General features: G+C 42.0%; 13 protein-coding genes and 1 pseudogene. 10 read left to right on the top strand and 4 right to left on the bottom strand.

What is annotated here, in order from left to right:
• Nucleotides 1-148: 148 nt before the first annotated feature.
• The 8 genes from OQ279_RS00585 to OQ279_RS00550 all read left to right on the top strand — a co-directional run bounded on the left by OQ279_RS00585 (nucleotide 149) and on the right by OQ279_RS00550 (nucleotide 12,157).
• On the top strand, nucleotides 149-1,693 hold the full coding sequence (locus OQ279_RS00585) for an alpha-N-arabinofuranosidase (protein WP_266067805.1): 1,545 nt from the start codon (nucleotides 149-151) through the stop codon (nucleotides 1,691-1,693).
• 25 nt (nucleotides 1,694-1,718) lie between these two features.
• Nucleotides 1,719-4,121 (top strand): glycoside hydrolase family 127 protein, encoded by a 2,403-nt coding sequence (locus tag OQ279_RS00580; protein WP_266067804.1) that lies wholly within the window; start codon nucleotides 1,719-1,721, stop codon nucleotides 4,119-4,121.
• Nucleotides 4,122-4,286: 165 nt separating this feature from the next.
• The gene (locus OQ279_RS00575) at nucleotides 4,287-5,972 is read left to right on the top strand and encodes a ribulokinase (protein ID WP_266067803.1); all 1,686 of its coding nucleotides are present in this window, start codon (nucleotides 4,287-4,289) and stop codon (nucleotides 5,970-5,972) included.
• Entirely contained in the window at nucleotides 5,969-6,673 is a 705-nt protein-coding gene (locus OQ279_RS00570) for an L-ribulose-5-phosphate 4-epimerase (RefSeq protein ID WP_266067802.1), read from the top strand. Before OQ279_RS00575 ends, OQ279_RS00570 begins: the two co-directional genes overlap by 4 nt.
• Nucleotides 6,674-6,754: 81 nt before the next feature.
• Complete coding sequence (araA, locus tag OQ279_RS00565; protein WP_266067801.1) at nucleotides 6,755-8,263, top strand: L-arabinose isomerase; 1,509 nt, start codon at nucleotides 6,755-6,757, stop codon at nucleotides 8,261-8,263.
• A 17-nt stretch (nucleotides 8,264-8,280) separates the two neighbouring features.
• Entirely contained in the window at nucleotides 8,281-9,456 is a 1,176-nt protein-coding gene (locus tag OQ279_RS00560) for an aldose epimerase family protein (RefSeq protein ID WP_266067800.1), read from the top strand.
• 1 nt (nucleotide 9,457) lies between these two features.
• Complete coding sequence (locus OQ279_RS00555; RefSeq protein WP_266067799.1) at nucleotides 9,458-11,077, top strand: sodium:solute symporter; 1,620 nt, start codon at nucleotides 9,458-9,460, stop codon at nucleotides 11,075-11,077.
• A gap of 129 nt (nucleotides 11,078-11,206) precedes the next feature.
• Nucleotides 11,207-12,157, top strand: coding sequence for an alpha/beta hydrolase (locus OQ279_RS00550; RefSeq protein ID WP_266067798.1), 951 nt, complete (start codon nucleotides 11,207-11,209; stop codon nucleotides 12,155-12,157).
• 144 nt (nucleotides 12,158-12,301) lie between these two features.
• Here the strand turns inward: OQ279_RS00550 and OQ279_RS00545 are convergent, their stop codons facing one another.
• The 4 genes from OQ279_RS00545 to OQ279_RS00530 all read right to left on the bottom strand — a co-directional run bounded on the left by OQ279_RS00545 (nucleotide 12,302) and on the right by OQ279_RS00530 (nucleotide 21,574).
• Nucleotides 12,302-14,845 carry a cellulase N-terminal Ig-like domain-containing protein gene (locus OQ279_RS00545; RefSeq protein ID WP_266067797.1) on the bottom strand — a complete coding sequence of 848 codons (2,544 nt, stop codon included), beginning with the start codon at nucleotides 14,843-14,845 and terminating at the stop codon, nucleotides 12,302-12,304.
• A 311-nt stretch (nucleotides 14,846-15,156) separates the two neighbouring features.
• Entirely contained in the window at nucleotides 15,157-16,638 is a 1,482-nt protein-coding gene (locus OQ279_RS00540) for a vanadium-dependent haloperoxidase (RefSeq protein WP_266067796.1), read from the bottom strand.
• 388 nt (nucleotides 16,639-17,026) lie between these two features.
• Nucleotides 17,027-19,009, bottom strand: coding sequence for a glycoside hydrolase (locus OQ279_RS00535; RefSeq protein WP_266067795.1), 1,983 nt, complete (start codon nucleotides 19,007-19,009; stop codon nucleotides 17,027-17,029).
• 78 nt (nucleotides 19,010-19,087) lie between these two features.
• Nucleotides 19,088-21,574 (bottom strand): glycoside hydrolase family 9 protein, encoded by a 2,487-nt coding sequence (locus OQ279_RS00530; protein ID WP_266067794.1) that lies wholly within the window; start codon nucleotides 21,572-21,574, stop codon nucleotides 19,088-19,090.
• A 140-nt stretch (nucleotides 21,575-21,714) separates the two neighbouring features.
• Between OQ279_RS00530 and OQ279_RS00525 the strand changes: the two genes are divergently transcribed.
• Nucleotides 21,715-23,094, top strand: a complete 1,380-nt coding sequence (locus tag OQ279_RS00525) for an AGE family epimerase/isomerase (RefSeq protein ID WP_266067793.1) — start codon at nucleotides 21,715-21,717, stop codon at nucleotides 23,092-23,094.
• A gap of 24 nt (nucleotides 23,095-23,118) precedes the next feature.
• A pseudogene (locus OQ279_RS00520) lies at nucleotides 23,119-25,151 on the top strand (retaining alpha-galactosidase).
• Nucleotides 25,152-25,167 lie beyond the last annotated feature (16 nt).

Here is a 25,167-nt window from a genome sequence, read left to right as displayed (position 1 = left end):
AATAAAATGTAGTACACCTGAAGAGAAGCTTATATGAGATATATACTCCAATAAATTTGATTGGAAATTTTGGGATAAAGACATATTAATTCAGCTCTGAAATATTTGAGAAGTGACTTTTGAGTAGTAAAAAATTAAACAGTAAATCATGAAAAAAATTAGTAGCCTATTTATTTTTCTTTTTATGTGCCAGTCGGTGGTATTTGCACAGGAAACGAAGATTACCGTACGTGAAGACCAAAATGCCCCAAAGATCAGCAAGCACATTTATGGTCATTTTGCTGAACATCTCGGTCGCTCTATCTACGACGGATTTTATGTTGGGGACACCAGCGCAATTCCAAATAAAGAAGGAGTTAGGACAGATATTATTAAAGCCCTAAAGGAAATCCAAATCCCGAACCTCAGGTGGCCCGGTGGCTGTTTTGCAGATACTTATCAGTGGAAGGATGGAATTGGTCCACAAGAAGAAAGGCCAACCATGGTAAACTCCTGGTGGGGTGGGGTAACCGAAGACAACAGCTTTGGAACCCATAACTTTTTAAATCTGTGTGAAGAATTGGGAGCCGAGCCTTTTATATCAGGAAATGTTGGTAGCGGAACAGTAAAGGATTTCGCCGACTGGGTACAGTATACCAACCATCCTGCAGGTAGCCCTATGGCTAAACTGAGAAAGGAAAACGGAAGGGAAGAACCCTGGAATGTGAAATTTTGGGGAATTGGAAATGAGATGTGGGGCTGCGGCGGTAATATGACCGCTGAATATTACGCTAATATATATAAGCAGTACGCTACTTTTATGAACGCCTCAGAAAATAATGAAAATCTTTATAGAATTGCAGCAGGGGCCACAGGTGATGATTATCATTGGACCGAGGTCTTAATGCGGGAGGTGCCAAAATCCCTTATTGAAGCAGTAGGATTGCATCATTATGCTGTAATTGATTGGAAAGCGAAAGGACCTTCCACAAATTATACTGAAGATATCTATTTTAAGAGTATGAAGGAAGCTCTTAAAATGGATGAGTTTGTGGCCGGGCATATAGAGGTTATGGAAAAATATGATCCTGAAAATGAAATAGACTTAGCAGTAGACGAGTGGGGTGGCTGGTACGAAGTAGAAGAAGGTACCAATCCGGGATTCCTTTATCAGCAGAACACCATGCGAGATGCAATGATTGCAGGGGCAACTTTGAATATCTTCAATAATCATAGTGAGAGGGTAAAAATGGCCAATATCGCCCAGACTGTGAATGTTTTGCAGGCACAAATACTTACCGAAGGGGAGAAAATGATCCTTACCCCCACTTATCATGTTTTCAAAATGTATACAGTGCACCACGATGCTAAGTTGCTTCCGGTGGCTTTTGATTCTCCTGAGTACACTTTCAACGGGGAATCTTTACCGGCCATTTCTGTTTCGGCTTCTAAAAGTGAGGCGGGAAGCACGAACATTTCTCTCGTCAATATAGATGCCCAAAAGGAACATAAGGTTGAAATTGATCTGGAAGGTATGGATGTGAAGAAAATGCAGGGACAAATCCTTCGATCAGGAAAAATCCAGGATCATAATACTTTTGATGACCCTGATAAAATTACTATTAAGGATTTTAAAGATTTCAACCTGAAAAATGGCAAACTATCAATGGTCTTACCTCCTTTCTCAGTTGTAGTGCTTTCCTCAAAAAAATAATTTAACAATCTAAAAACCTGCGTTGATGATTAAAGATCACAAGCACCACATTCTTTTCAATTTGCTTCTAATAGCTTTTGCTTTTGGACCTAATGTCTGGGCTCAAAGTAAGAGCGACATTAAATTTTTTAAGCTTCAGGACGTAGAGCTGGGAGAAGGGTCTTTTAAACAGGCAATGCTTACAGATCTCAACTACATTCTCGAATTGGAGCCAGATAAATTATTGGCGCCCTTTTTACGGGAAGCGGGCTTGGAACCAAAGACTACAAGCTATACCAATTGGGAAAATTCCGGGTTGGATGGTCACATTGGAGGCCATTATCTTACTGCCCTGGCACAAATGTATGCATCTGCAGGTAGTGAAGAGGCATATGAAAGATTAGAATATATGCTTGCTGAACTCAAACGTGCGCAGGACGCTTACGGCACCGGTTATATTGGAGGTGTTCCGGGAAGTAAAGAGTTATGGGCAGAAATAAGATCTGGTGAACTCAAGCCGGCTAGTTTTAGTCTGAATAACAGGTGGGTGCCTCTTTATAACATCCATAAAACCTACGCAGGATTACTCGATGCATATCAACATACAGGAAATCCTTTGGCTAAGGAAATGCTCATCGATTTTACCGACTGGATGATCGATCTTACTGCAAACCTTTCAAATGAACAGATCCAGTCCCTTCTTATCTCCGAACATGGTGGATTAAATGAGGTCTTTGCAGATGTGGCTAAATTGACAGGGGAGGAAAAATACCTGGAACTGGCCAGGCAATTTTCTCAGAAGGCATTGCTTGATCCTTTAAGTCAGGAGAATGATGTCTTAAACGGGATGCATGCAAACACGCAGATCCCCAAGGTTATTGGGTTCGAAACAGTTGCTGCAATATCAGGTGATGAAAATTACCATGAGGCCGCTAAATATTTTTGGGAGAATGTTGTAGAAGAGCGCTCTGTTGCTATTGGAGGGAATAGTGTAAGGGAACATTTTCATCCAACTACCGATTTTGCTTCAATGATTACCGACGTACAGGGACCCGAAACCTGTAATACTTACAACATGCTCAAATTGAGCAAAAAGCTCTTCCAGGCAGAAGGTTTGGAGAAATATTTAGATTATTACGAGGAAGGTCTGTATAATCACATTTTGTCGTCTCAACATCCCGAAAAAGGAGGGTTTGTCTATTTCACCCCTATGCGTCCGGGACACTACCGGGTGTATTCTCAGCCGGAAACCAGTTTCTGGTGTTGCGTAGGCTCTGGTATTGAAAACCATGGCAAGTACAATGAATTCATATATGCCTATTCTGAAAATGAGCTTTATGTGAATCTATTTATTCCTTCTACTCTCAATTGGGAGGAGAAGGATTTTTCATTAACTCAGAGAACCAATTTTCCTGAAGAAGAGTCCACATCATTTCTCATCGAGACTAAAGATCCTAAGGAATTAAACTTAAAAATAAGATATCCACGCTGGATTTCGCAGGGGGAGTTCAACGTTGAAGTAAATGGAAAACCGTTTGAGGTGAATACAACTTCCGGGAATTACTTCAGCATTAAAAGAAAATGGAAAGATGGTGACAGGGTCGATGTGAAGTTGCCCATGCATCTTACTTCTGAAAGACTTCCCGATGGTTCAGATTACAAGGCTTTAAAATACGGCCCCATTGTATTGGCAGCTAAAACAGGCGATCAGGATATGGATGGACTTTTTGCCGATGATAGTAGGGGAGGTCATATTGCAGCCGGGGAGATCATTCCGCTTTCAGAAGTGCCTTATTTTATTTCAGATGAAACTGAAAAGGTTGAAACCCTGGTGAAGAAAGTGCCTGGTAAAAAACTGACATTTTCGGCGTCAGAGGTTTTATATCCTAATCAATTTAAAGACCTGGAGTTCATACCATTTTACAAGCTCCATGACTCCCGGTATGCCATTTATCTTCCTCTGGAAACTACTGAAGGGGTGGAGAAGATAAGGAAGGAACTGGAGAAAAAGGAGGAGGAAGAAAAGATGTTGGCGGCCTTAACCATTGACAGGGTCGCTCCCGGCGAACAACAACCGGAGGCCGATCATTTTATAGAAAGCCAGAATTCAAACATCGGCACGCATCGGGATAGGCACTGGAGAGATGCAGAAGGCTGGTTCAGTTATAACCTGGTCGATAAGGAGAAACAGGCACGAAAACTTAGGATCACTTACTTTGGAGGAGATGAAGGGCGCAATTTTAAAATCTTCATTAATGACGAACTCATTTCCGAAGAAAGTTTTTATGGCCTGGAGGGAAACAGGTTCTTTGAAAAGGATTATAAACTTCCTGCCGGAGTGGTAAAAAATAGCGATGGTATCTTAAAGCTGAGATTTGAAGCAGTCCCAGGTTCTCGTACTGCAGGAATTTACGATGTTAGATTATTAAAGGATAAAGAACAGGACTAACCCGAAAAGTAGAATATTAATAGAGTTTTTAAGTCGGGAGTACGAAGATTTTTCTGGCAAGATTGTTAAATTTAAAATTTTGTTAATTATTTATAAGTGTTTTAATGACACTTAATCAAAAAGAAACTTATATTTGAGTATCTGTTTTAAGCAATTACTATTAAGATGAAGAATTATGTTATAGGCCTTGATTATGGAACCGACTCGGTGAGAGCTGTTTTGGTGGACTCCGAAAACGGGAAGGAACTGGCCTCAGATACTTATTATTACCCACGATGGAAGGAGCAGAAATACTGTAACGCAGCGATAAATCAATTCCGGCAACACCCTTTAGATCATATTGAAGGTCTTGAAAAAACCATTAAAGGAGTTGTAGAAAAAAGTGGAATTGATGGCCAGGCTGTAAAAGGGATCTGCATAGACACCACTGGCTCATCCCCAATTGCAGTTACTAAAGAAGGAACTCCATTGGCACTTGTGCAGGGTTTTGAAGAGAACCCCAATGCTATGATGGTGTTGTGGAAAGACCATACTGCCATTAAGGAAGCTAATGAGATCAATGAGCTGGCAGAGAATTGGGGAGGAGAGAATTATACCAAATACGAAGGAGGAATTTATTCCTCCGAATGGTTTTGGGCGAAGATCACCCACGTCATCAGGGAAGATGAAAAGGTTAAAAATGCAGCTTATTCCTGGATGGAGCATTGTGATCTTATGACCTTTATGCTCATTGAAGATCAGGATTTGCAGTCATTCAAACGAAGCCGCTGTGCTGCCGGGCATAAAGCTATGTGGCACGAAAGCTGGGGCGGACTTCCTTCCGAAGATTTCCTCAACAGGCTGGACCCTTATTTAGGTGAGCTTCGCGGAAGATTATACAACGAGACCTACACCTCCGATGAGGTTGCCGGGAACTTAAGTGCCAAATGGGCTCAAAAATTAGGATTAAGTACAGATTGTGTTATTGCAGTAGGGGTTTTTGATGCACACTCTGGCGCTGTAGGTGCTAAGATCGATAAACACACTTTAGTTCGGGTAATGGGAACCTCCACCTGCGACATTATTATATCTTCCAAAGAAAACGTTGGAGATAAAACTGTAAAAGGAATTTGTGGGCAGGTAGACGGTTCGGTAATTCCGCAGATGATAGGTCTCGAAGCAGGGCAGTCCGCTTTTGGAGATGTGCTGGCGTGGTTCAAGGATGTACTTTCCTGGCCCCTGGATAATCTTATTTATAATTCGGATATACTTTCTGAAGAACAAAAAGAGCAACTAAAGGCAGAAGCCGAAAAGAACTTCATCAGGAAACTTTCTGAAGAGGCAGAGAAAATTGACATTTTTGAGAGCCTGCCAATCGCCCTGGATTGGATCAACGGCCGAAGAACCCCCGATGCCAATCAGGAGTTGAAAAGTGCCATTTCCAACCTGTCTTTAGGATCTAAAGCCCCCCATATTTTTAAAGCTTTGATCAATGCAATTTGCTTTGGTTCTAAAGAGATCGTGAACCGTTTTGAAGAAGAAGGTGTGAAGATCAATAGCGTGATAGGAATTGGAGGAGTGGCCCGAAAATCCCCTTTTATCATGCAAACCCTGGCAAATGTGCTAAATATGCCTATTAAAGTAGCAGCTTCAGATGAAGCACCTGCCCTTGGGGCGGCCATTTATGCAGCTGTTGCTGCAGGTCTTTATCCAAACGTGATCGAAGCCAGTAAAACCCTGGGCAGTGATTTTGAAGCAGAATATCTTCCGAAGAAAGAGGAGGTGAAAATCTATGCCCAATTAATGCAGGAGTACAAAGAATTGGGCGCCTTTGCCGAAAAAAGTGCAACCAGAAAAATAAACCAACAATGAGTTCTATTTATCAGGAATTGAAACAGGAATGTTATGAGGCCAATATGCAGCTCAATGCATTGAATCTCGTGATCTATACCTTCGGAAATGTGAGTGCCGTAGACCGCGAAAAAGGTGTTTTTGCGATTAAACCCAGCGGCGTGCCCTATGAAGATCTAAAACCTGAAGATATTGTGATCCTCGATTTTGATAACAATGTCCTTGAGGGGGAAATGAGGCCTTCTTCAGACACTAAAACTCACGCTTTCTTATATAAGAACTGGAAGGAAATTGGCGGAGTGGCACACACCCACGCAACCTACTCGGTAGCATGGGCGCAGGCGCAAAGAGATGTTCCAATCTTTGGAACTACTCACGCCGACCATCTAACCACCGATATTCCCTGTGCTCCGCCAATGCGGGATGATCTCATTGAAGGGAATTATGAACACAATACCGGGATACAGATCCTGGACTGCTTCAGGGATAAAAACCTGTCTTATGAAGAAGTTCAAATGGTGCTTATAGGAAACCACGGACCATTTACCTGGGGCAAGAATGCAGCCAAAGCGGTGTACAACAGCAAGGTTTTGGAAGAGGTGTCAAAAATGGCATTTTTGACCCTTCAGATAAATCCCGAAGCCCCCAGGCTAAAGGATTCACTTATTAAAAAACACTACGAACGTAAACATGGCAAAAATGCCTATTACGGTCAGAAATAATTAAACGAATCAGACCTCACAGGTTTTTAAAACCTGTGAGGTCTTTTTAATGAAATATAAAAAACCCCTAATTCAGAATAAATGATCAGTACAGAAGAAAAGGAAATTTGGTTTGTAACCGGGAGTCAGCACCTTTACGGGGAAGAAACTCTTAACCAGGTCGCAAAGAATTCCGCAGCCATAGTTGATGGGTTTAATGGATCAAATAAGATCCCATTAAAAATTGTCCACAAAGAGACGGTAAAGACGCCCGATGAGATCACAGACCTTCTCCAGCTGGCCAACAGCGAGAAAAAATGTATTGGTATCATCACCTGGATGCACACTTTTTCCCCCGCCAAAATGTGGATTAGAGGCCTTAGTATTCTCAAGAAACCTATTTGCCACCTTCATACACAATTCAACGCCGAGATTCCCTGGGGAAAGATCGATATGGATTTCATGAACCTGAACCAGTCTGCACACGGAGACCGGGAATTCGGTTTTATGATGTCCAGAATGCGCAAAAAGAGAAAGGTGATCGTAGGTCACTGGCAGGAAGAGCGCGTACAGCAAAAGATTGGCAATTGGTGCAGAGTGGTGCTGGGTTGGGACGAGCTGCAGAACCTTAAAGTGGCTCGAATTGGTGACAATATGCGCGAGGTTGCTGTAACTGAAGGAGATAAAGTGGCAGCCCAGATGAAATTTGGAATGTCTGTAAATGGCTATGATTCTTCGGAAGTTGTGGCGCATATCAACAAGGTTTCAGACGCAGATGTAGACAAGTTGCTGGAGGAGTATGAATCTTCATATAATCTTTCAGAAAAACTTCAGAAGAATGGTGAGAAAAGAGACTCGTTAAAGGAAGCTGCAAAAATTGAACTTGGCCTTCGTTCATTTCTAGAAGAAGGCGGTTTTAAAGCTTTTACCGATACTTTTGAAAATCTCGGAGAACTGAAACAATTACCGGGAATTGCCGTACAACGTTTAATGGCCGATGGTTACGGTTTTGGAGCCGAGGGAGACTGGAAAACAGCTGCGCTTCTGCGAGCCATGAAAGTAATGACCCAAGGTCTTGAGGGCGGAACATCTTTTATGGAAGATTATACCTATCATTTTAGTCCGCAGAAATCTTATGTTCTGGGGTCGCATATGCTCGAGATCTGTCCCACTATTGCCGATGCTAAACCTTCATGTGAAGTACATCCGCTGGGAATTGGAGGGAAAGAAGATCCGGTTAGGCTGGTATTCAATTCCCCTGAAGGCCCTGCACTCAATGCTTCCTTGATCGATTTAGGTAATAGATTCAGATTAATAGTAAATGAAGTGGAGGCCGTAAAACCTGAAGCAGACCTGCCAAATTTACCTGTCGCACGGGTGCTTTGGGATCCAAAACCAGATCTAGACATTGCTGCAACCTCCTGGATACTTGCCGGGGGCGCTCATCATACTGTTTACACTCAGGCGCTGACTACAGAATTTCTGGAAGATTTTGCCGACATCGCCGGCATTGAATTACTGGTGATAGATGAAAAAACAAATGTTCGGGAATTCAAAGATAAAATCAACGCTAACGAAGTTTATTATCACCTGTTTCAACACGGGATGTAGAACCAAACCAACTCATTATGAATACTGTAAAAAGAAGTTTTTTAAACTGTGGGTTATTGATATTAGCCCTTGCATTCGTGCAGTGCAAAAATGAAAATAAAGAAACTCAAACTTTAGATGAAGATGCTACTAAGGTAGATCAGGAAGTTTTGAAAGAGGATTTTGGCACAACACCCGATGGTGAGCAGGTTGAACAATACACCCTTAGGAATGAAAACGGAATGGAAGTGAATATCATCACCTATGGGGGGCGAATCACTTCTCTAACGGCGCCAGATGCAGAAGGAAATTATGAAGATGTTGTACTGGGATTTAATTCGCTGGAACAATATCTTGAAGATAATCCCTTTTTTGGAGCTTTAATTGGCCGCTTTGGTAACAGGATCGCAAATGGAAAGTTCTCCCTTGATGGTGAGGAATACACACTTGCACAAAATGACGGACAAAATCATTTACACGGTGGGGAAAAAGGCTTTGATAAAGTAATATGGACCGTAGAAGAGGCGGGTCCCAGGATGCTTAAGCTGTCTTACGTGAGTGAGGATATGGAAGAAGGCTACCCTGGTAAGCTTGAGACTATTGTTACCTATACTTTGAATGATGATAATTCTCTCGATGTGGACTATGAAGCAACTACCGATAAAAAAACGGTGGTTAATTTAACTCAACATGCGTATTTCAACCTATCAGGAGATTTTTCTGAATCTATTCTTGATCATGAAATCAAGATCAATGCAGACCAGTATTTACCTGTTACTGAAAATTTAATCCCTACAGGAGAACTACAGGATGTTGCAAACACAGCTTTTGATTTTAGAGAGCCGAAAGAAGCAGGAAAAGATATAGAAGCAAGCAATGAGCAGCTTCAAAGAGCCGGAGGTTATGATCACAACTGGGTACTGAATGAGCAGGATAGCGGGATGCGTTTTGCTGCTTCTGCATACCATCCGGCAAGTGGTCGTTTTATGGAGGTACACACCACCGAACCCGGAATCCAGTTTTACTCAGGAAACTTCCTGGATGGAACTTTACCGCTTCAGTATGGGGAAGGGAATTATGAAAAAAGGAGTGGCTTTTGTCTGGAAACACAACACTATCCAGATTCGCCAAATCAGGAAAATTTTCCGTCGGTAATCCTTGAACCGGGAGATACATATACTTCAAAAACTTCCTTTAAATTTTCAGTAAAATAATATGCAGACATTAGATACTTTTGACTGGATTTCGATCGGTATTTATTTTGCTATTCTTTTGGGGATTGCCGTATGGGTAATTCAAAAGAAACAATCTAATACAGAGGATTACTTTTTAGCAGGAAGGAATGTGGGTTGGTTTGTTGTTGGGGCTTCCATTTTTGCATCAAACATAGGTTCTGAACACGTAGTGGGATTGGCAGGGGCCGGTGCCGGAAATAAACTTCCCATGTTGATCTATGAGATCCAGGCCTGGGTGGTACTTATTCTTGGTTGGGTATTCCTCCCTTTCTATGCCCGAAGCGGGGTGTTCACAATGCCCGAATTTCTTGAAAAAAGATTTGATGCAAGGTCTCGTTGGGTGCTGTCTATTTTTTCAATTATAGCATACGTTCTTACTAAAATTTCTGTAACTATTTATGCAGGAGGAATTGTGGTTTCGGCGCTATTGGGAATAGATTTTTGGACAGGAGCCCTTTCTACTGTAATCCTTACGGGTATTTACACAGTACTTGGCGGCATGAGAGCCGTTGTTTACACTGAGACCCTGCAGGCTATCATTCTTGTTCTTGGAGCAGCAGCTTTAACCTTTATCGGTCTCGATAAAGTTGGAGGTTGGGGGAGTATGGTAGACACTGTAGGTCCCGAATATTTTAATATGTGGCGCCCTGCTACAGATCCTGATTTCCCATGGCCTTCATTGTTGATCACAAGTACAATTGTTGGGATTTGGTATTGGTGTACAGATCAATATATCGTTCAAAGAGCTCTTACTGCCCGGAATATTAAAGAGGGTAGGAGAGGAACGATCTTCGGGGCACTTTTAAAACTACTGCCGGTATTTTTATTTCTTATTCCCGGGATTATTGCACTTACTCTTAAAATGAGAGGAGAACTTCACTGGGATAGCCCAGACCAGGCTTTTCCTGTTTTAATGAGTAACCTGTTACCATCTGGTTTAAGAGGATTGGTCGCTGCAGGATTGCTGGCAGCACTAATGAGTTCTCTTGCATCGGTATTTAACTCCTGTTCCACGCTTTTCACTGTGGATATTTACAAGAAGCTTAGGCCTAATACCCCAGAGAAGAAACTGGTAAGAACAGGCCAGATAGCTACCGTTGTAATTGTAATTATCGGAATTATCTGGATACCAATTATGGCTAACATTTCTGGTGTGCTGTATGAATATCTACAAAGTGTACAATCTTATATTGCTCCTCCCATTACCGCAGTTTTTCTCCTTGGAATTTTCTACAAGAGAATTAATGCAACCGGAGCTTTTGTAACTTTAATAACGGGCCTTATTGTTGGTGCGATACGCATTGTTCTTGAGATCATGAAAGACTCACTTGATCCAGACGGTTACCTGTACGTTTTGGGAGGAAGTAATTTCCTTTCCTTTGGAGCATGGTTTTTCCTCTTCTGTATTATCCTAATCGTAGTGGTGAGTCATCTAACTGCTGCTCCACCTGAAGAGAAGACAGATAATCTCACTTTTCAAACGATATCTGAGGAAGAGAAAAAGAACAATAAGAATAGTTACAACTGGAAGGACATTGTTGTATCTGTTATCATTCTAATAATAGTGGCTGCAGTAATGATATTCTTTAGCGGGGAATAATTTTCATGTTTCAAGGAAAAGTGAAGTGGACTGAGAAATTTAAGCCAGGTGAAAGTTAAATGACAGGTGAAACTGAATAATAACAACCATAATATAGATTTTAGATTATTAACCTTAAAACCAATAATTATGACTTATTCACCAATTAAATTTCTCAGGTCTGCCATGTGGACATTTGTCTTTGTCTTTACAGCATCGGGATGGGCCCAGGATGGTACAATTTACCCAATGGAAAATCCCAAAGAACCAAATGCCATTCCGTTAGGAACCGGGGGTGTGGAAGATCAGCCTGCTCAGGAAACATGGTTTCGACAATGGGGCGATCCTATGGCGCGAAATATTACTACTGCAACGCTTACCCCTTTTTTACCCGATCCAGATAAAGCTACAGGTACCACAGTTATTGTGGCTCCCGGAGGCGGATTTAGATGGCTTTCTATGGGAAATGAAGGCTGGGAAGTTGCTGAAGCCCTTGCCGAAAAAGGAATCGCCGCCTTTGTCTTAAAATACCGGCTGAACCCAACTCCCGAATCTCTTGATGACTTTAGTGCCTGGATGAATCGCCCTATGACACCTCCTGCGGAAGCTTCAGGAGATGGGGAACCCGCAGCACGACCTGAGCGTCCGCGATGGAACCTGGACAATCAACTTGAAGATGCCGAGGCGGCTTATGCCATGATCGTTGAACGTGCTGAAGAATGGGGTGTGGATACTACCAATATAGGAATGATTGGCTTCTCGGCCGGTGCAGGTCTTACAATGCATTCTACATTAAATTCAAAAACTATGGATCTTGCTTTCATTGGGCCTGTTTATGGTGGTTTGAACGAAGTGGAGGTGCCGGAAAATGCTCCTCCAATGTTCAACGTAATTGCTGCTGATGATTTTCTCTTTAATGGAGAGTTTGGCTTGATTGAGTCCTGGCATAAAGCCGGAATACCTGTTGAATTCCATCTCTACCAGAACGGAGGGCATGGATTCGGCCTTGGAAATCCTGACCGCACGAGCAATCGCTGGTTTGATGCTTTTATTTACTGGCTTGAAGTAAATAAATTTCTCAAAGCAGGAGCTGAAGATTAAAGAGAGGCAAACCAGAAGTCAATATCTTTTTAAAAGATGTTGCTAACTAAAAGAAAAAGCGCAAGTTGTAAGTTACATTTAAAACTTACTGCTTGCGCTTAATTATTATAAGGTGTTTATCAGTTTTTGAATAGACTTATATATCTAATCTTTGTCTATTACCAGATTTTTAAAAGCTGACCCAAAGATTAAATAACTGGTGTTTCCGCCAATCGTACCCTCGTTTTGTCCCCACAGGAATGGCCAGTCGTCATAGTTTTCAAAATGGTCTGGTTTTCTAAATAAAATACCCGGAGCAACATTGCCGGGTATGAATGAAAAGTCTGCTCTGTTATTGCCATAGAATACTTCCTTGGGACGTGCTGCACCCACTGTTGCCACTAAAGAATAATTGTGATAGGGATGGTTGCCAAATAACCAGTCCGTCGCTTTATACGCATGCTTGTCATCGATAATATCCGGGAAATGTTCATTGGCAAAACTAATGGTAGTACCAAAATTTACTATGAATCCACTCCCTGCCCAGTTACCAAGACCAATAGGTACTCCGTATGGGTTATCGTCTTCAAGCCCGGCAATATATTCATTGTATTTCACCACATATGGTCGTAGCTTTTCCTTATAAGATGCTTCCATGTGCGGTATCCCGTGTAATGCAGTCAGTATTACAAAACTAACATTCCGGTCTAGGGCAGGCCACAAAAGCTCCTGAAATTTATCTTTATATTGTTGCTCTCCTGTTGAGATATAAAGCTGAAGATTAGTTGAAATATCTGCTACAGATGCCCACTCCCTACCCGTACTGTCCTGTGGCTGTTTGGCAAGCAATTCTGTTGCTTCCTTCAGCAGCCTCTTGGACTGAAATAGTGCTCTTTCTGAAAGATCGTCATTATATCCTTTTAGTGCCCGGCTTGCTGCAGCAAACACAGTTGCGGCCCTAAGATCCAGACTTGGATTGCGGCTAGTAAAAGCCCACATATCATCTTTAACTCCGCTCGACTCACCGTCAGCAGCTATTTCGTAAGGGCCAAGTTCGGCATTGTATGGAAGTCCGTCTGTTAATGAGGCGGCGTCACCGAGGTGATGGTAATTATAGAGTACCGAATTGGAAAGGGTCTGCGCCATGTGTCCAATAATTTCAGCCTGCGCCACAAGGTTCAGGGTGCCATGCTCGATGAATTGTAAGATGTCCGGTGTTCCATCTGGGCGATGAAGAACAACATGCCTTGCTTCCTGATCAACAAAAGTCTGGTCGCGTAAGGGTTTAAAAGATTCCCAGGTCTGTACAAAGTTCTGCACCACGCTAATATTGGAGTGCGTCTCGATATCAAAATCTCCTGCGTCAAAAAAACCACCTACGTTCAGTCCCGGGATCAATTCGAGGGCTTCATATTCGGTATCGGTTGTTGGTCCCTGATCATGAAGGTCAAAATGATCGGTATTTGGCGGAGCCTGGAGATATCCATCTTTAAAAGGTTCCCCGTGCCAAACCCTGTATCCTTCCTTTACGAACATATGGTTCATGTGTATTGGAATCCAAATGTCGCTGGTGGCGTCAGTAATTTTATCATAAACGCTTTTGTTAATTATAAAGTTGTTTGTTTTAGTGTCTCCATATTGGATATAATAAATACCCGGAGTGTTAACTGAAGAAAAATCGAATTTCACATAGTGATATTTATAGTAGTCACCCCATGGTTCTATTTTGCCATTAAATACTTCGGTAGTTTTGCCGTTCTCATCTATTTTATGAACAGATGCTTTCTCAAGCGGTTTAGCTTTTTTGTCGAGTTCAATGACTGAAACTTTTTGCTGGGAGGGTAGATATCCAACCTGTGAAAAACCTATATTCGGGTCTCTTACCCACTTGTCAATGGCGTTTGGTTCTACTGTCCAGGTTAAAACTTTACCGGTTTTTCCTGCCGGTAGCAAACTCCGAACCACAAACCAGCCGTTTTGAGCAAGTACCCGGCCGTCAAAAAGCATTAGATCGGCATCCTGCGAAGTGATCTTTACCATGCGTTCGGGTTCATCGGGAGCAAGAAGTAAGGTGCGCCCTGTTTCAAGAGGCAGCACATCGATGAATTCTCCGGTACCTCTGTCGTCGTAAGTTTCATAACCTTTATACTGTTTGAGCTTTTCCGAATTTGGTCTTGTAACAGTGTTACCAACCACGTAACGGGGAAAACGGTTGATACGCTCATCCATTAAGTAGGTTTTAGCCCAGTATTGCGAGGGAAGAAACTCTAGATTGAACCCGACGCTTCCTTCAAGCTCTTTAGGAACTGGTTTGTCCAGGTAAACCGAAATTTCCACACCTTTACCCTTAGCAGTAACCACTACTCTAGATTCAAAATCAAAATCATCATAGCTAAGAACAGACTCAATACTATTAGAAGCACGGTTTACCTTCCGCGTAGGTATACTGGGAACGAGGTCCCACTGCTCAGGAGTATTGGAAAGCCTCACTGCTCCACCTTGAGCTGTTCTTACGCCATGATGAATGAGCTCAATTCCGGCAGTTTTTTCATCATTAAACCCTCCTGTAAAAAGGTTATTGTAAACAAGAACATTGACCCCTTGTGTCTCAAAATACTCCAGGTCATTAAGTTTTAATGTCTGGCTCCATGTCATAGTGGATGCCATTAATAGTAGCACTACAGCCGATAAAATTTTTATTCTACTCATCTCGATTTAAATAAATTTGCACTGAATTGGCAGGTGAAGTGTAAATATAACACAAATCTTTTTTTCCACTATTTTTATGTAGTGCTAAATTGCAATTATACAGGGATTTAGCCTTTTAAAAGAATGCGCTATTTTGCGCGTGAGGAATCTAAATATTAATCCTGAGATTTAACCATCTGACTAAATTAACATCTATTAAAAAAATCACGTGCTCAATAAGAGCATTGAATCAAATTAATGCTCTAACGACAGCAAAATTTAGCAAATCTTATTTTTGAAAAGAGAAGTTCCGGTTTGTAAACCTCTTGTTTTTAATATACAACTTCACCAATGTGTTTTTTGTAGAATTTCCAGGCTTCCCGGGCCACATCTCTTCCCAGTTCCAATCCAGCTATATTATCTGACTGGATATGATATCCTCCCATAACCCTTGAAATTCCTGCCATTTCAGCAGTTTCAGTAAAAGTTGGGAATTTTAAAGTGACAGTATCTCCTAAATGCTCAGGTTCCGTCATCGCGCCTGCAACCAGTGTGGCTTCAGATCCAAACTCATCACTTCCTGTCCACAGTTTTAGAGCTTCAGCACAGCCTCCGCTAATAGTGCTATGACCCGAAACATAGGAAGGAAAAGGAGGGCATAAAAAAGTGTCGGGAGAATAGGGTCTCCATTCGGTGCCGTTTAATTCAGTAAAACCCTTATCTGGTCCGCCCCAGGCTTTTATCTTTTGATCTTTGTAATAATGATGTACCAACGCATTTGGCCTGGCAGAATCATAGAACATTTTTGCATCCCAGGAAGCAATAAAAGCATCCATCGCGACCACCTGAACATAGAAATACATTTTTACATCCTCATCAAGGCTATTATTATCCCGAAGGGAAACCTCCTGAGCAAACTTTAGCCAATGCCCCGCCTGCTGAACAGATTGTGGCCCATCCCTCATAAACTCTACTAATGCTTTATCGTGATCTGTGAGGTTTGCCTGCAAATCAATCACCTCTTTCACCTCTTTTTCCAATTGTTCTGAACCTATTAATGGTGGAGGACCGGGGCGAAACTGGTCGGCCGATTGTAAGGCAATAGGTTTGACTTTATTCCAGAAAGGTGTTAAACATCCCGGAGCAAACTTTCCATCTTTACCATCTGAAAAGTACTTGGGCTGCCACCTGTTGAGGTCAACGTTTTCATCTGGAGAATTCACGGGTTTGTAATTGACATAATCAAAATAAGCCCTCCCGTTTGAGCCGGTTTCTTCTCCATATTGGTTAGAGCCATCTCCTTTTCTGGCTTCAATGACCGCTTTTGCAGCCAAATTTCCAATACCCTCTGGGGTAGTAGGATCTAAAGAATTGTTATTTGGATCCAGACCCAATTCCCGCATGAAATTGGTGAACAGCTTCACATCTGAATAATAGTACTCACTCATGGCCCTGTAAGCTGCATAACTTATAGCGATTTCCTTATTCTTGAGGTTACGCTCATTACTGGGCTTTCTTTCAGCACCAGTCAAATAGACCGGAATGGCCTTATCATCATATCTCGACCAGGCGTCAAAAACTGAAGTAAATATCAATCCTAAATACCGGGAAGTAACTGTAGGCCGGGGATTGAATTTTTCGGTGTCATTTGCGGTGGCAGTTAGAGCCATGTTCCCCCATTGGTAAGCAACATTTTGACCAGCCTTTGAAGAATCTTTTTGAATGGAGCAAATTTCTTTATTGCCAATGATATCTGCCGAAGTAGCATTATAACTAATAAAGATGGTTAGCGAAAGTAAAATTGCCTTTTTCATTTTCTTAGATGATTAATATCGAGCTATTTTAACCTTTTTTTTAGTAAAATCCTAAAGAGCGGACTAAAAAGTTAATCTTAGAATGAGACAAAATAGTTCTACCTGCTTTCATGTTCAGCTGAAAAATTCCATTGTACCCGAAACAGAAAATTTCCTGAAGACATTCTATTTCAATATCCGATTTTACAATAATTTTTTCTGACCGTTTTCCATTCTGAAGTTCAGAAAAATGACCATAGATATCCCGACTTAGTTGCGGAGGATCTTCCGAAGGGGTTATCTGGTTTGAGTCTCTCCTGTTAAAGGATAGAAGCCAAGAATCAACAAGAGTAAGGGCAGAGTGAAACTTTTCATGTTTGAATACAATTTCTAATATTGCAAAGTGACATTATTTTTTGTTACTAAAAAGCGAAACAAAACTCGCGCCTTCGAGGCTGAATTCAGCAGTTCCATTCTGCACCTTTACATTCTTGAGTTTCTTAAAAGAAGAATCCAGATTAGTAATGTGCAGGTTCATAGTTTTAAGACCTTTTGGTAGTCCTGTTAGTTTCACATTTCGTGTAGCGCCTTTATTTACCAGGTGAATGACATAACTTCCTTTGGATTCGTCCCCAAGCGCAGCTGCCCTGATCCCTTCCTTATCTACTTTTACCGGAAGATAAAAAAGACCCTCGGGAGTATTACTGAGTTGCTTCAAATTGAAGAAGCGCTGCGTGGGATACAACTCGTCCTCATGATTACCGAAAATTCCTCCACCGGACATTACCGAATAATCTGCCGTTAGCTGCCATTGTAAAATTGAAATTGGTTGGGCGATATTCATCATTTTGATGTAAACATCTATTTCTTCCAAAGCATAGGTAGGTTCTTCAAAGATCTGAGGATATCTCCATGCACCGGCATCAATGCTTCCTTCTCCAATAAATAAAGGTTCGTCAACCCTGTTAGAAATGTCCTTCCATTTTAGAAGGTTCTGCTCTGTGTATCCTCTCCAGGAATGAAAGGAAACTCCGCCAATGTACGGGAGGCTTTCGGGATCTGTTGAGGCAAGGGTAGTGAAATCCCAGCCGTTGGCATCTGCGGTATCGCCTAATAAAAATTCTGTCTGCAGGCCTTCAGCCCGTAGGAGCGAGCCCATTGTTTTGATCAGTTGATTATGTTCCACATCTGTTTGCTGAACATCAATACCAAGATCTGATTCGTTAAAGGAGAACATTACGGTTTCCACTCCGTATTCTTCCTTGAGGTATTTTATGTATGACACAAGGGAACGGTAGATCTTATCGCTCTTAGTGAGATCCAGCTTGTTACCCATACTTCCGTCAGGATGTTTTCCCTTAAATCGTTTCCCAATAATAGCCCAGTCCGGCGGAAACCAGGCGGCAAGCATTACCGGAATATTCATTTGATCAAGCTTCTGTGCCATTTCCATGGCTGCCTTTACTTTAGGGTGGATTTGCCCTTTTCGAGCCTGTGCTGCCGGATCTTCATTTTCATTCTGATGCCAGTATTGCCAGGGCATTTCCACTCTTCCCCAGGTCACATTCAGATTTTTCAAAGTAAAGTCTATTACCTGCGGATCTGTAGCTGCATTTTGAAGTCTGAAGTTCCCTCCAATTCCGTCAAAGGCTTTCCCTTCCTGCTCAGGAAAGACTTTTATTACTACCGGACTTCTGTCTATCTCCCCGGAAGCTGTAATAATAAAGGTGTTTCTATGGATATCCTTAGCTTTTATTTCACCTGAAGCCAGGACAAAATTCAGTCTGATGTTGCCTATTGCTGTTTCTTCCCTGTTGATGATCACTTCGGCCGGTTTGGCAAAGGTTAGCACCAATTTTCGGGTAGGGGATTCAATGGTCATACCCTGCGCCGGAGCTTTATAATCTGCTTTGGTAGCGCCGGTTTGAAGATCTTGCATTCCCACTTTTCCAGAATTAACAAAGCTGAAAGTCGTTTCGGGACCAAACTCTTTAGGTAGATCAATGGTAAAATAAGCCGCATTGAGCAAAGTATCTTTAGGAGAAACAAAAGTTACTTCTACCTCTGCCTTTGCGTCTCCCAGGGTTTCAATAGCCTGTGTCCATTTGAGATTTTTCATCTGGTAGGAAAAGACCTTTTGTGGGCCCTCTCTTTTAAAATCTATCTCCTGTCCCTCTTTTCGCGTGCGCCATGTCTCGCCCCACTGATTTTCTACCGCAAGACTGCTGTTAAATTCCATCAACTGGTTATCCACGCGAATCCCTGTCATATTCCCCCAGGTGGTAAATTCTGCCTGGGCACTTGCAGTCCAGGAAAGCAATGTGACTGCGGAAAACGCTAAGCTCCTGAAGAGGTATTTTTGAAGGTTGTAGTCAAATCTGAATTTCCTCATATTTGGTTATGATTATTTTCTTCCACCCCCTGAATAATGCCTGAAGTGGGGTGTCAAAAATGCCATTTTTGACAGGTATTATTTTTCATTCAATAATTTATCTGCAGCGAGGATCAGGAAGAGATAATCTGTGGTTCCGCCTCCCAAAACGTATTCTGTTTGCTGCCATAGGAAAGGCCACTCGAGCAATTCAGGAAAATCGGGGCGAATTAAGGCTGTTCCCGAGCCAATTCCGCCGGGAATATGTGAAAAATCTCCTCTGTTTACGCCGTACGCCTGAGTTAATGATCTGGATCCCACGCCTGAGGCAAAGGAAGAAGTGTTCACGCCGGGATGGACCCCTAAAACAAAGTTCATGGCACTCAGCATGTACTTCGCAGGGAAAATATCAGGATAACTGGTGTGGAAAAAGTATTGTTTTACCCCAAAATCCTGAATTCCCCAACCTGCTCCCCAAATATCGGGTTCATAGGGCATTCCATAAGGCGTTTTCTTTTCCTGTTCCTGCACGGTTTGCAAATGACCTTTTACAGCGGCTCTTACTTTCTCTTTGAAATTTTTATTATTGATAAAAGGAAGAGCAGGCCCAACTACCCAACCGGTTTGTGAAATATTTTCAGCAATAAGATTTGTGTTTGTAACCAGAAAATCAGCATACTTTTTCTCTTTTGTAGTTATCAAAAGTTCTACTGCAAGCATCACTTTTTGAAGCTCATTATCAGGTTTTATAACATTCCAGATTTCTTCAGAAATTTTGAGGCTACGCTGTGCAAGATCGGGGTTATAATCTTTCATTACCCTCGCTGCAGCAGCAAGGCCTGCGGCAGCCTGCAGTTCCCTGCGGGGGTTATTTTCTGTAAATACCCAACGATCATCGGGGGCTCCTTCAAGTCCTATCGGAATATCTTTATCTTCAGGTTTATTGGAGAAGGGAACATTGTCACTGTGGGTTACTGGATCACCTAACAGGATATACTGCCGCTTGGTGGGCACAATAATTCCGCGGTAAAACCTGTCTAGCGACTCGTAGCCCTTGACAATGGAAAGCAGTCCGTGTTCTATTTGCTGAAGAATATCCGGTTTTCCATCGGGTTGCAGGATCTCAACGATCCGCGTCTCCTGGTCTATGCTGGTGTTATCGTAATCTACCTGGAATATTTCATAAATGTGAGATAAACCCTGAACAGTAGCTGCCTGAGATTCTACTCTAAGATCGTAATCTCCCGCGTCATGCCAGCCTCCCTGGTTTAAGCCAGGGACATGCTCTCCTGGTTCGTATGTGGTGAGCGTTTCGGTGCCCTGAATATAGCCATCAAAATGATTGTGGTCTACTGGCGCCATGCGGGCATCGTCCATGTGGCACAGCCCGTGCCAAACCTTGTACCGGTCGTTCACCCTCATGTGGCACATTTGAACTGGCAGGAAATATTCGAGAGTTGGCTGCCATACGTCCCTCTTGAAAATGTCCTTATTAATTTGGAAAGGTTCAGTGGTGTAATCTCCGTATTCCACCACATACATTCCGGGATCGGTCACACTGGTAAAATCCAGTTGATAATACCTGTATCTCATAAAGTCTCCCCATAATTGAGGTTTTTGGGAAATGACTTCAGTGAAACCTCCATCGGTTTTTACCTTCAGAAGTTTGATGTCTTTTATATTAGTGTCATTCTTATCGGTTTCCACAACCGCAATTTTTTCCTGGGCAGGATGATATCCTACCTGTGAAACCTGCACTACAGGGTCATAGGTAAATTTTTCAAGAACGTTCGGAGTTACCAGCCATTCGATTGCATTTTTGGTAGCGCCAGCAGGGACCAGGGAACGCACGATAAACCAGCCGTTGCTGTGTATGGCCCGGCCGTCCAGAAGTTCCAGGTCATTGTTTTTAAGATTACGAATGGTTAAAGTTTGTTTAGCGTCTTCGGGAGCTACTGTAAGTTCCTTTCCGGTGGCCATTGGTTTCAGGCGGTATTCACCCTCTTTAGTATAAAACCCGGGGCCGTTAGCCTGCCGGTTAAAGATCCCGAATTCATCTCCCATGTAGTAAGATTTTCCGAAGAGAATTCCGGGGAAAAGTTCAATATTCATCCCTACTTTTCCAATCCATTCTTCGGGCAGCGGCTCATCAAGATCAACTACTATTCTGAAAGATTTTCCTTCCGGAAGCACTTTTAGGGTGTAAGACATGTCAAGCTCCGGATATATAATAGGGTTAAAACCCACTCTGTCTTTCGACGGATCTGGGTAGCTCATGCGAACGCTAATTTCCCCTTTTTGACGGTCTACCTGTCTCTCGCCCACTTTTGGAACCGGTTGCCATTGCCCCGGTGCAGGCTCCAGTCGAAGATCTCCGTTGGTGGCCACCCGAATTCCGTTTTGGATAAGTCCGACACCTCCCTGGTGACTTTCAGGATAAAAATCATGAGCCAGCATGACATTTGCACCCCGCCTTTCAAGATATTCCTGATCATTTATTCGGAAAGTATTAGTTGTGTCCTGGCTTTGCTGGGCAAACGCACTAAAAAAGAACAGGAACGGGAGAAACTGTAGGTAGGTCTTCATAGGATGGAATTTGAACCTTAAAAATAGCCCTTTAATGAATTTTTGACTTAATACTTTTTTGTCGTTTTCAGATAGTATTCTTTCAGCAGGCGCAGGATTCAAGCTAATATTTTATCTTTAGGTTTCAAAATCGATCTTCCATGAGAGTCTTTGGTTATTCTCTTCTTTCCGCTTTAATTTTTACCGCCTGCGTTAGTACACAGGATCCTGAAGGTGCAGATGACGAGATATTGGTTGAGGATTTTGAAATTGCTGCAAAAGAGCAGCTTCTTAATAAATGGTACCCTCTGTCTTTAGATCATGATAATGGGGGATATTATAGCCAAATTACCCGGGACTTTAAGCTAGGGAAAAAGCAGGATAAGATGATCGTTACCCAGGCAAGGCACATCTGGACCAATGCAATAGCTGGAGATATCTATCCTGAAAAACAAATGTATCTAAACAATGCAGAACACGGGTTTCAATTTTTGCAGGATGAGATGTGGGACTATGTGCATGGTGGTTTTTATAATTTTGTAACCAAAGATGGCGAACCTGTTTTACAACCGGGACAGGAAAAAACAGCCTATGGAAATGCCTTTGCCATTTACGGTTTAGCAGAATATTATCGTGCTTCCGGAAATCAAATGGCTTTGGAACTTGCTATAAATACTTTTTATTGGTTAGAAGCGATGGCTTACGATCCTGTTCATAAAGGCTACTTCAATGTTCTGGGGACTGATGGGAAACCCATAGCAAGAACTCCGGAATGGCCGTCTACATCTGATGTAGGATACAAGGATCAAAATAGTTCTATCCATATTCTTGAAGCTTTCACTACCCTTTATGAGGTTTGGCCCGATGAGTTACTCAGGGAGCGCCTGGAGGAGATGCTGATCCTTGTTCGGGATACGATCATTACTGAAAAAGGATATATGAACCTGTTCTTTGAGCCAAACTGGAAGCCGGTGAGTTTTCAGGATAGATCAAGGGAGGAAGTAAATAAGCATTATTATCTGGATCATGTTTCTTTTGGCCATGATGTAGAGACCGCTTACCTGATGCTGGAAGCTTCTCATGCTCTTGGAATGGATAACGATTCGCTAACTCTCCAAAAAGGGAAAAAAATGGTAGATCATTCTCTCCGCAATGGGTGGGATCAGGAAACCGGAGGCTTTTATGACGGAGGATATTATTTTAAGGGAGAAGATCAAATAAGCATTTTGAATTCCAGGAAGAACTGGTGGGCACAGGCAGAAGGCTTGAATACTCTGTTAATTATGAGTCGGTATTTTCCTGAAGATGAAAGGAATTACAGAGACTATTTTGAAAAGCAGTGGGGTTACATTAAAAAATATATTATAGATGATGAATTTGGGGGCTGGTATGAGTGGGGGCTGGATAAAGATCCCGAAGCAAAGGAAGATTTGAAAGGGCATGTCTGGAAAGCAACTTATCATGATTTCCGGGCCCTGCAGAATGTTATAAAGATATTGAGGGAAGAAAAGCCGTTGCCATACCCCGGCAACCTAAAATAATTTGGATTTAATTAATTAAGATATATGATTTCTACCAGTAATATTTTTCGTCTTTCAGCTTCAACAGTAACGAACTTCCTTAAATATTCATTTATTACTGTCTTTTTTGCAGTAAGTAGTAATCTTTTTGCACAACAAGGCAAAAACTTCACACTGCTTTCGCCTGATTCAGAAATTGAAGTAAAGGTAGATGTTGACGACAGTATTACCTGGGCCGTTACGAATCGTTCGCAGCAGGTTATTTCTTCTTCAGCTATTGCACTTCAGTTGAAAGATGAAGTACTGGGAGTGAACCCGAAACTAATCAATTCAGAAAAGAAGGAAATAAATACTACAATCGAAGCCATCAATTATAAAAAAGATGTTGTTGAAGACAAATACAATGAACTTACATTAAAATTCCGCAGTAATTATGGCTTGATCTTTAGAGTTTATAATTCAGGTGTGGCGTACCGCTTCACCACCAGTAGGAAAAAAAATATCACTGTTGTTTCTGAAGAGGTGAACTTCAATTTTTCAGGTGATCATATGGTGTATATACCTTACGCCAATAATCCCGAATATGATGTTTACCAGATCTCTTTTGAAAATAATTATCAGCATATTCCTTTATCTGAGGTAGTTAAAGACACGGTGGCTTTTGCTCCAGTATTAGTTGAATTACCAAATGGAATGAAAGCTGCAATTACCGAAGCCGATTTGGAAAGTTATCCCGGAATGTTCTTAAAGGCTGGAAAAAAACGAAATTCTTTAACAGGAGAATTTGCCGGTTATCCCTTAGAAGAAGAACAGGGAGGACATAATGGTTTACAATCTTTTGTAACGAAACGGGCAGACTATATTGCTAAAACTTCAGGCAAAAGAAAATTTCCGTGGCGTGTTGTGATCATAAGTGATGAAGATAAAGAACTTCTCAATAATGATATGATCTACAAGCTTGCTGCTGCGCCACGAATAGATGATACTTCCTGGATTGAACCCGGAAAAGTAGCATGGGACTGGTGGAATGACTGGAATATTTCAGGAGTGGATTTTCGTGCCGGAATAAATACGGAAACTTATAAATACTACACCGATTTTGCTGCTGAACAAAACATTGAGAATATCCTTCTGGATGAAGGATGGGCACCAAAAGGAGAAATTCTCAACACAATTCCTGAGATAGATCTTAAAGAAATTATTGAATATGCCGGAAATAAAGATGTAGGTGTCTGGCTATGGTCGGGATATCTGCCGCTTGCGCAGAATATGGATAAAGCCCTGGCTACTTATTCTGAAATGGGAGTGAAGGGACTCAAAGTAGATTTCATGAACAGGGATGATCAAAAAATGGTAGATTTTTATTACAATCTTGCTGAAAAGGCTGCAGATCATAAGTTGATGTTGGATTTTCACGGTTCTTACAAACCTACCGGGCTGCAACGTACCTATCCTAATGTGGTAAACTTTGAAGGTGTGCGGGGGCTGGAGAATGCAAAATGGTCTGAAACTGATTTTCCACTTTATGATACGAGGATCCCATTTATAAGAATGTTAGCAGGTCCTATGGACTATACTCCCGGAGCTATGAAAAATGCTAATAAGGCAAACTTTAGGGCTGTGCATTCTGCACCAATGAGCCAGGGTACACGGGTGCACCAGCTCGCACTATATGTACTTTATGAAGCCCCGTTTAATATGCTTGCCGATAATCCCACCAACTACAAAAAGGAATCTGAAAGCATGGAGTTTATTGCTTCTGTGCCCACTACATTCGATGAAACTGTTGCATTAGATGGTAGAGTGGGGGAGTATGCAGCAATAGGTCGAAGGAAAGGAGATATATGGTATATTGGTGCAATCACCAACTGGGATGCACGTGATCTTGAGCTTGATCTGTCGTTTTACCAGAGGGAGATTATGAGGCGGTAATTTTCAAAGACGGCATAAATGCAGACAGGGAAGCCACAGATTATGTTCGGGAAGTATCAAAGCTTTCTACTGGGGAACATTTCAAAATTCACATGGCACCCGGAGGTGGCTGGGCTGCAAAGATCTATCCTGTAGAACAAGAGTAGAAAACTTATTAATTAT

The sequence above is a fragment of the Salinimicrobium profundisediminis genome, from assembly GCF_026241755.1.
Classification (GTDB): Bacteria; Bacteroidota; Bacteroidia; order Flavobacteriales; family Flavobacteriaceae; genus Salinimicrobium; species Salinimicrobium profundisediminis.
Note: the sequence above shows the minus strand (reverse complement) of the source record. Positions and strands in the feature narration are given on the sequence as shown.